Origin of the sequence: Rhodopirellula maiorica SM1 (assembly GCF_000346295.1) — a bacterium.
Classification (GTDB): Bacteria; Planctomycetota; Planctomycetia; order Pirellulales; family Pirellulaceae; genus Novipirellula; species Novipirellula maiorica.
Window position 1 is genome coordinate 1 of sequence record NZ_ANOG01000182.1, and the last position, 7,720, is coordinate 7,720.

The window sequence follows — 7,720 nt, forward strand, 5'->3', positions numbered from 1 at the left end:
GCAGCCCATCCGCTCTTACATAAGAGTGTCTCCACCTTTCTAGTAGGTCTGATACCGGCGGCTGTTTTATCAGTGATCCTGTATTCTGGTGGCTATAAGATGGCGATCATCGGGGGCGTGTCGTTCATTGCTCCTCTTTTCGGAATCGCAATTGGTTATGTCTTGGCGCGTTCCGCAAAAGATGTGTATGCGATGATGGCGTTTTATATTGTGGCAAACGGAATCTTCCTTGTTGGTGTCCCACTCGAACACCTAGGCTACGATTCTCCGGTGCTTGGCGGGATGAAGGGGATGCAGTGGATTCGCTATCGGCCGGGTTACATTGTAAATTTGATTGCTGGATTCTATCGCAGTCCCGATATTATGGGGCTACATGCCGCATCGGTAGTGATGTTTTGTTTTTGTCATCAGATGCGTCCTGACACAAAATCAAAACCGTGGTGGTTGGCGGTCGCATCGTGGGCTTTCTTTTGCCTATTGTTGGCAGGGCGACGAAAAATGATTGGCATGCCATTCGTATTTCTCGCCGCTTGGTTTTTGTTGGGTAAAGCTACCAAACTCGTCCCATTAAATCGCTTTGTCGGATTTCTTGCCGTTTGTGCGATACCATTGGGAATCGGCATGATGATACTCGGCCGTAGCGATGGCAGTCGCGAGTACTCCAACTATGCCTCGACATTGGTGACCGAAAGTGTCGACCGAACGGGAGAGCTCGTAACCGTCTCTGTTTTTTCTACGATACAGCAGACGGGCATCTTTGGAGCTGGACTCGGAGCCGCAACCCAGGGCCGCTACCACATGGGAAGAATAGGGGGGCCCAAAGCATGGCAAGAGGACGGAGTGAGTCGCATCTTTATGGAGCTCGGCTTGTTTGGGGTTGTCTGTGTTCTCATTGCGGGAAGGCACTTCTATGGCGCAGTAAAACGAGCTTTGAGAAACCCCAACGGCAATTACGAGACTCGAGTGCTGCAGCTTTCCCTTATTTCACTTGTCATTGCCTATGCGGCGTCCTTTACGGTTTCACACCAACAATTTAGTGGCGACCCAGGCAGCGGTGTCATCGCGATGATTTTCCTAGGTGCCCTTTTTGGGTTGTATGTACATCCACAACATCATGTTGGAAAAGCCCCCATCAAACCGGAATTATCCGACTCAAGAAGTCGTTAAACCGGTCACATTGACGTTTTTTGATAAAACCAGCCACAAAACATTAACTTCCGGTCTACGATTGTAAACCAAATACCAATACGCCACGGCGAATTAAGCCCGCGGCCGATGCACAGGGACGATCACCAAAAGTCCTATCGAGCATAATGATGCGTCACGGTTTGGTGCAGTTCCGCGTCAATCCGCATAGTTTAATTTCTTCTCAACCAGCATTTCTCAATGCCTCCTTCTCACATACTCGTTGCCTGCCATGCTTGGTACGACGACATGACCGGTGGCGCTTTTCGCTTGGCATCCGAGTTTGCAATTGATTTAGCACATCGTGGTCACATCGTCTCCTATGTTTGCTGCGCTGCCCCGGGTAAAGAAGACCTGCCATCCCAAGAGATGTGCAAAGGCGTACGGGTACATCGCTATCGACCTGCCAAACCGAACACAAACCGACTGCGTCGATTAAATCACCACGTGCAACACACACGTCAATTAGTAACGCAAATCGACGAGACGACGCCCATTTCCGCCATTAGCAGCCATAGTCCTTTGCAAGGTCTAGGTGCCGCCAAAGCAATAAGTCACCAAAACAATATCTTTATCAACTACACGGTTCATTCTCCGTTTGATGATGAAATCCTTAGTAACGTCGAAGGTCCTATTGGATTAGCAACACGTTTTGCGGCGTGGATGGCAGGCCGGGTGGATCGCCGAAATTGCGTTCTGGCTGATCGTGTCCAAACCGATTCAAATTACACATTGAGTCGGTTTATTGATAAGTACGGCGAGGTTGCCAAGAGCAAAGGGGTGGTTGCGCCAGGCTGGGTGGAAACAGAGACTTTTCAACCAGTACCTGACCGCGGTGTGATGCGATCCCATATAGGCGCAGATTGGCAAACCGACGATCCAATATTCTTTACACTTCGCAGACTCGAGCGACGTATGGGACTTGATACGCTTATCGAAGCTTGCGCCCTTCTACGCGAAAAAAAATGTCGATTCCATGTTCTCATTGGGGGCAGCGGCCCATTACAAAGTGAGCTGCAAAGCCAGATTGACGCGTTGGAGCTTTCCGACTGCGTTCGGTTGCTGGGCCGATTGCCAGAGGAACATCTCCACCTTGCATACGCCGCGGCGGACTGCTTTGTCTTGCCAACGCGAGCACTAGAGTGCTTTGGACTAATTGTGCTCGAAGCGTTCGCCTGCAATACGCCTGTGATAGCATCGAATGCAGCTGCGATTCCCGAATTGGCAACACAGCAGGGCAACGGCTGGATGTTTCCGCCTGGGGACACCCATGAACTTGCAGATCGCATGGAACGCTTTCTCACCGGCGAAATGCTCCCGTGCAACAACCTCCGCGAACTTGCATTGAACTATGATCGGCAGCGCATCATTAGTCGCTGGATCGAGTTACTTGGATCCGACCACAAATAGTCCGATCATAAATCCACGCTTCAATCATACGATGACGTTAAAAATCAATGAAAACCGAAACGCCCAAAAATACACATGGCAGATCCAGTTGGGTCGCATTGCGTGGGCCTTTGGTGAGTTTATTTTCCGCCTGATCCCTCGACCTCTTTTTGAAACTCGCTGCTGGATATTACGACTATTTGGGGCCAAGATTGGCCGACGTGTGCACCTCTACAATTCGGTGAAGATCACGTTTCCATGGCTATTGGAAATTGGCGACGATACCGCCATCGGCGAGCGTGCTAGGATCTACAATCTGGGCAAAATCACGATTGGTGCTCGCGTGACGGTTTCACAAGGATCTCACCTCTGCGCTGGCTCACACGACTACCGATCGCCAACGATGGATTTACAGAAACTGCCAATTACGATTGCTGACGATGCTTGGATCTGCGCAGATGCATTCATCGGTCCTGCCGTAAATATTGGCAATGGCGCAATCGTGGGTGCGAGAGCCGTGGCGATGAAAAATGTCCCTGCTTGGACAATCGTCGTAGGGAACCCAGCCACACACATCAAGAAAAGGTCGTTGCGAGTTGAATCGGAATAAACATTGCATTGGCGTCATTTGGGTCGCATCCCGCGTGATGACATCTTTGCCCTTCCTTTTATTTAATACCATATTGATTTGCTTGCCCTGCTGACATGCCCGTAATTTCCGCCATCGTGATTTGCCGCAATGAAGCCGACAATATCCTTCGCTGCATCCAATCGCTTGATTGGTGCGACGAAGTGATTGTTGTGGACGACAACTCAACCGACGGCACTGCAGATATTGCTCGGAATGCAGGAGCAAAAGTCATCAACCATCCATTCGAAAGCTTTGCTTCTCAGCGAAACTGGGCCATGTGCCAACCTGTGGTGCAAGGTGAATGGATCTTGCATTTTGATGCGGATGAAACGTCCTCGCCCTCCTTTGCGAGCGCAGTGAACGATGCGATCCGAACTGCATCAAATGATTGTGTGGCGTTTGCGTTGTGCCGCAAGACAATGTTTCACGGAGCATGGCTAAAATACTCTGATGGATTTCCCGTATGGATCATGCGACTGGTGAGACGAAACACAGTCCTCTTTGAAGATTCGGGACATGGCGAGGTGCCGATTCCTAAAATCGCTGGCACCCTCCCCAAAATTGACGAACCCTTTATTCACGATGCGTTCAGCAAGGGGTTATCGAACTGGGTTGAACGCCATAACAAATACTCGAGTTACGAAGCTGGTCATGAGCGACAGTCTGAACAACCCTTGATGTTTCGACAAATAATCTCTACCGATCGAGCGATTCGCCGTCGTGCACTGAGGGGTCTTAGCCGTCGATTACCCGCTCGACCGGTCATGCGATTCTTGTACCAGTACGTCCTTAAATTTGGCTTCTTAGATGGGCGACCTGGCCTACAATTCTGTCTACTGATGGCGATTTATGAATGGTTCATTGTGCTCAAAAAAAACGAGCTTGAATCAGCTTGATCCATCCTCATTGAATCCTGATCTCATGAAGATTTCCGTCATCACAGCCGTATACAATCGTGCGCCGACAATCGCGGCGACAATTGAAAGTGTCGCATCGCAGATTGCGACGGACCACGAACACATCGTTGTCGATGGGATGTCCACCGATGGCACTGCGGATGTCATCGCGGCGAACATGTCAAATATCGCAAAAACGATTCGTGAGCCTGATGAGGGAATCTATGATGCCTTAAACAAAGGAATCCGAGCGGCCACTGGGGATGTGGTCGGTTTTTTGCATGCTGACGACATGTTCTATTCACATGACGCCCTGCAACATGTTGCCGACATCTTTGCTCGGGAAAACGTAGACGCCATTTATGGTGACTTGGTTTACGTGGATGCGGCGACCCCCAATCGCGTCATTCGCTATTGGAAGTCGGGGCAGTTTAATACGGGACGGTTTCGACGCGGTTGGATGCCTCCTCATCCCACTGTCTATGTTCGAAAATCTATCTATGAAAAATTCGGAATGTATCTAACGACATTCGGATCGGCAGCAGACTACGAATGCATGGTACGACTTATGTATCACCACCAAATTCGAGTTGGTTACATTCCTGAAATTTTGGTGAAGATGCGAGTCGGCGGGGAAAGCAACGCAACTCTAAAAAATCGAATTACGGCAAATCGAGACGATCGCCGCGCTTGGACAGTGAATGGTTTGAGGCCTCCATGGGGATTACGGCTTACCAAACCGTTGTCCAAATTACCTCAGTTTTTGATGCCGAAACGTTTTATACCAGAGCATGTCCCCCTCAATCCCCGGTTCAACAACGAAAACGGATTCTAAATCTCTCTACCATCACGAAACGACAAAAGCCAAATGACTTACTCATTTCCGAAAATGCGATGAGGATGAGCTGAGAATAAACCTTTTGTCGCGATCCTCTGCTTAAGGCCTCATTGTCTTTTAGCGATGCAGAGTGATAGCCAGAAGCAGGAAAATTCGGCCTTGCTGTCGGTGAATCGCCTTACTCAATCCAATGCCACAACCGCCCAACCTGTACGGATTACAGCGGTTCTTCCGTGTTTTTAAGAGCAAACGAACTTTATGCACATACTTTTGCTAGTCCGGGCGACATCGCATCGGTAGACTGAGAATCGGATAGTTGACACTCTTTTCATGTAATAACGTTTCTCTCAAGTATTTCGCGAAATCCGATTGACGATTCAGACGCCGTCATCCGCCATACTCCTCTCGATTTTCTCGATCTGATATCTCATGAAGCAATCTTCTGACCGCGGACTTGCCTATTCACAAGCTCCTGCCTTTACAGGCGCAGATCGATCGATGAGTGACGCTCAAGCGACGTCGGATTCAACGAATCTGCTTGCTTCATTTTGGCGATATCGATGGGCGGTAATCTTGCCTGCAATTGTCGGTGCTGCAGGCGGATTTTTAATGTTCAAGAAGACCCCTGAAACGTTTCGAGCATCCACTCGCTTGATTGTTGAATCGGACCGTCCCGCGATTCTTGACTCCATGACGGGCGATGTAATAGGAGGGGTACCGAGTGTCGACATTCTAAGATCCCATCTCTATAGCGACCGCTTCGTAAAAATGGCATTCGACAATCCCGTGATGATACCGTTGCAAGAACGCTTCGGCGGTGACCCATCCCGATATAATAGCACTGCCCGTGGTGGGCTGTCGCTGGTCGTCGAGGGGGCAGGAGGAAGAGCAGCCCAATCGTTTGTCGCAGTTCTGAGCTTTGAGCATTCCGACGCAGAACTTTGCGAGGCTTCCGTCAAAGCATTCAGCGATGCGATGCAAACCTTCTTTAACGAGCGACAAAAAAGCTCTCGTACAGAATTATTGCAATTGATCTCCGTCGCGATTGAACAATTGCATCCGAAGATGACGGATTTGGAAAAGCAATATCGAGACTTTCGCCGTGATGCTCCACTGGCGTGGGACAGTCAGGGGCAAGCAATCAACCCTCATCGTGAAAGCCAACTTTTCTTGACAGGGAAACGAAGCGAACTCGTCGAGCAAATGCGACAAAAAGCGACGCAACTTGCAGCGGTTGAGTCAGTTTACAGCGAAGCAAAAGACCATTTGGTTGCAATGGCTGTCATCAGCAGGCTTCTAGACGTCAATCTCGAATTGACGAATGTCGAAAATGAACTCGCCCGCAATCTTGTCGATGCCGACGTGGAACTTGCTGAGCTAAAACTGGATCAACAACTTGTTCCGTTGATGATTGAACGCAACAAAATGGCCAACGAATTTGGTGCCAGCCATCCAACGGTGAAACAATTGGATACGGAACTTGCTTTGATGAAGAGCGAATTGCGCCGTATCGTCATTGACCAAACCAAACGCATGGTGGAACTGAGAAAAGAGAATGAAATAAAGGCGGTTGACCCAAAAGAGAATGCCAAAGAAGCGATCTCGGCGGTACTGATCGCGGCGAAGGCAGAGTTGGACCTGTTGAAGAATCAAATTTCCGAGCTAGATAAACAAATTGCAGATGAAAAAGCTGCAGCAATCACTTTGGCAAAATTCGAACAAGACAACGTTGCAATGCTTCGGGAGATAAACCGAAACCGAGAGTTGATGAACCAACTCGAAGAACAGATGGCCAGAGTTAGTTTGACCGAGGAAGAGGGAGGAACGCAGGTCCTCGAATTAACGGCTCCCTCCAAAGCAGGGCTCGTTGGCCCAAACTTGGCAAGAACGCTCTCTCTAGGCACTTTTCTCGGACTCGCAATCGGGGCAGGGTTGGCACTTCTACTTGAAATCAATGCCAATACATTCCGAAACCCAGAAGAGATTTCATCGCTTTTAGCTGTTCCAGTGCTTACTCATATTCCGTTCTTTAAGGGGCGAATCCGAAAACCGAAAAAGGGGAAATCAACCCATACAAAAACTTGGACGCTGGAATGATTGTGCTACATCAGCCCGCATCGGTCGCTGCCGAAGCGATCCGCTCTTGTCGCACTTCCATATTTTTTGAGATGGCTGACATTCAAGGAGGCAAAGTAATTCAGGTAACCAGTCCGCTGCCGGGTGACGGCAAAACGACCCTAGCGGGTAACCTCGCTTGCTCGATCGCACAAAGTGGCAAACGTGTGCTGGTCATTGATTGCGACCTTCGACGTCCACAAATCACAGACAATTTTGCGATGCAAAGCAAAATGGGTTTGTCGAACGTTCTTAACGGCGATTGCGATCCTAGCGAAGCATGTCAACAAACCCCGCTTAGCACATTGCAGGTGATGCCAAGCGGCCCAATCCCCGCAAATCCTGCCGAAGCATTGACGCTGCCCGAGATGGGCGAGCTAATCGAGTTGCTTCGAGACGAGTTTGACTACTTGATTTTGGATACGCCTCCACTATTGGTCGTTACGGACCCAAGTATCACAGCGAGCATGGTCGATGGCGTTTTGCTGGCACTCCGTGTGAGACGTAAAAGTAAACCAAACGCAAAAGAATCGGTTAACATTTTGCGAAGTGTCGGTGCCAATATCTTTGGCATTGTCATCAACAACTCCGACGAATCTGGCGCAAGCGACGGTTACAAAGGCTACGGATACTATCGCTATAGCCGCTACACTAATCGATACTACC

General features: G+C 49.4%; 7 protein-coding genes. All 7 read left to right on the top strand.

The window, feature by feature from the left end; translation table 11 throughout:
* A partial coding sequence (locus tag RMSM_RS40695) for a hypothetical protein (protein WP_040764249.1) occupies positions 1-1,167 on the top strand: 1,167 nt, incomplete at its 5' end.
* Between the two features lie 219 nt (positions 1,168-1,386).
* Complete coding sequence (locus RMSM_RS36455) at positions 1,387-2,595, top strand: glycosyltransferase family 4 protein (RefSeq protein WP_008692746.1); 1,209 nt, start codon at positions 1,387-1,389, stop codon at positions 2,593-2,595.
* A 31-nt stretch (positions 2,596-2,626) separates the two neighbouring features.
* Entirely contained in the window at positions 2,627-3,184 is a 558-nt protein-coding gene (locus RMSM_RS05560) for an LbetaH domain-containing protein (protein WP_040764250.1), read from the top strand.
* A gap of 95 nt (positions 3,185-3,279) precedes the next feature.
* Positions 3,280-4,101 carry a glycosyltransferase family 2 protein gene (locus tag RMSM_RS05565; protein ID WP_008692749.1) on the top strand — a complete coding sequence of 274 codons (822 nt, stop codon included), beginning with the start codon at positions 3,280-3,282 and terminating at the stop codon, positions 4,099-4,101.
* A 25-nt stretch (positions 4,102-4,126) separates the two neighbouring features.
* A complete protein-coding gene (locus RMSM_RS05570; protein WP_008692751.1) occupies positions 4,127-4,936 on the top strand; it encodes a glycosyltransferase family 2 protein in 810 nt (269 codons plus the stop codon).
* A gap of 576 nt (positions 4,937-5,512) precedes the next feature.
* Positions 5,513-7,036, top strand: a complete 1,524-nt coding sequence (locus RMSM_RS05575) for a GumC family protein (RefSeq protein ID WP_315850129.1) — start codon at positions 5,513-5,515, stop codon at positions 7,034-7,036.
* Between the two features lie 71 nt (positions 7,037-7,107).
* On the top strand, positions 7,108-7,720 hold a 613-nt coding region (locus RMSM_RS43595), incomplete at its 3' end, for a CpsD/CapB family tyrosine-protein kinase (RefSeq protein WP_008692754.1).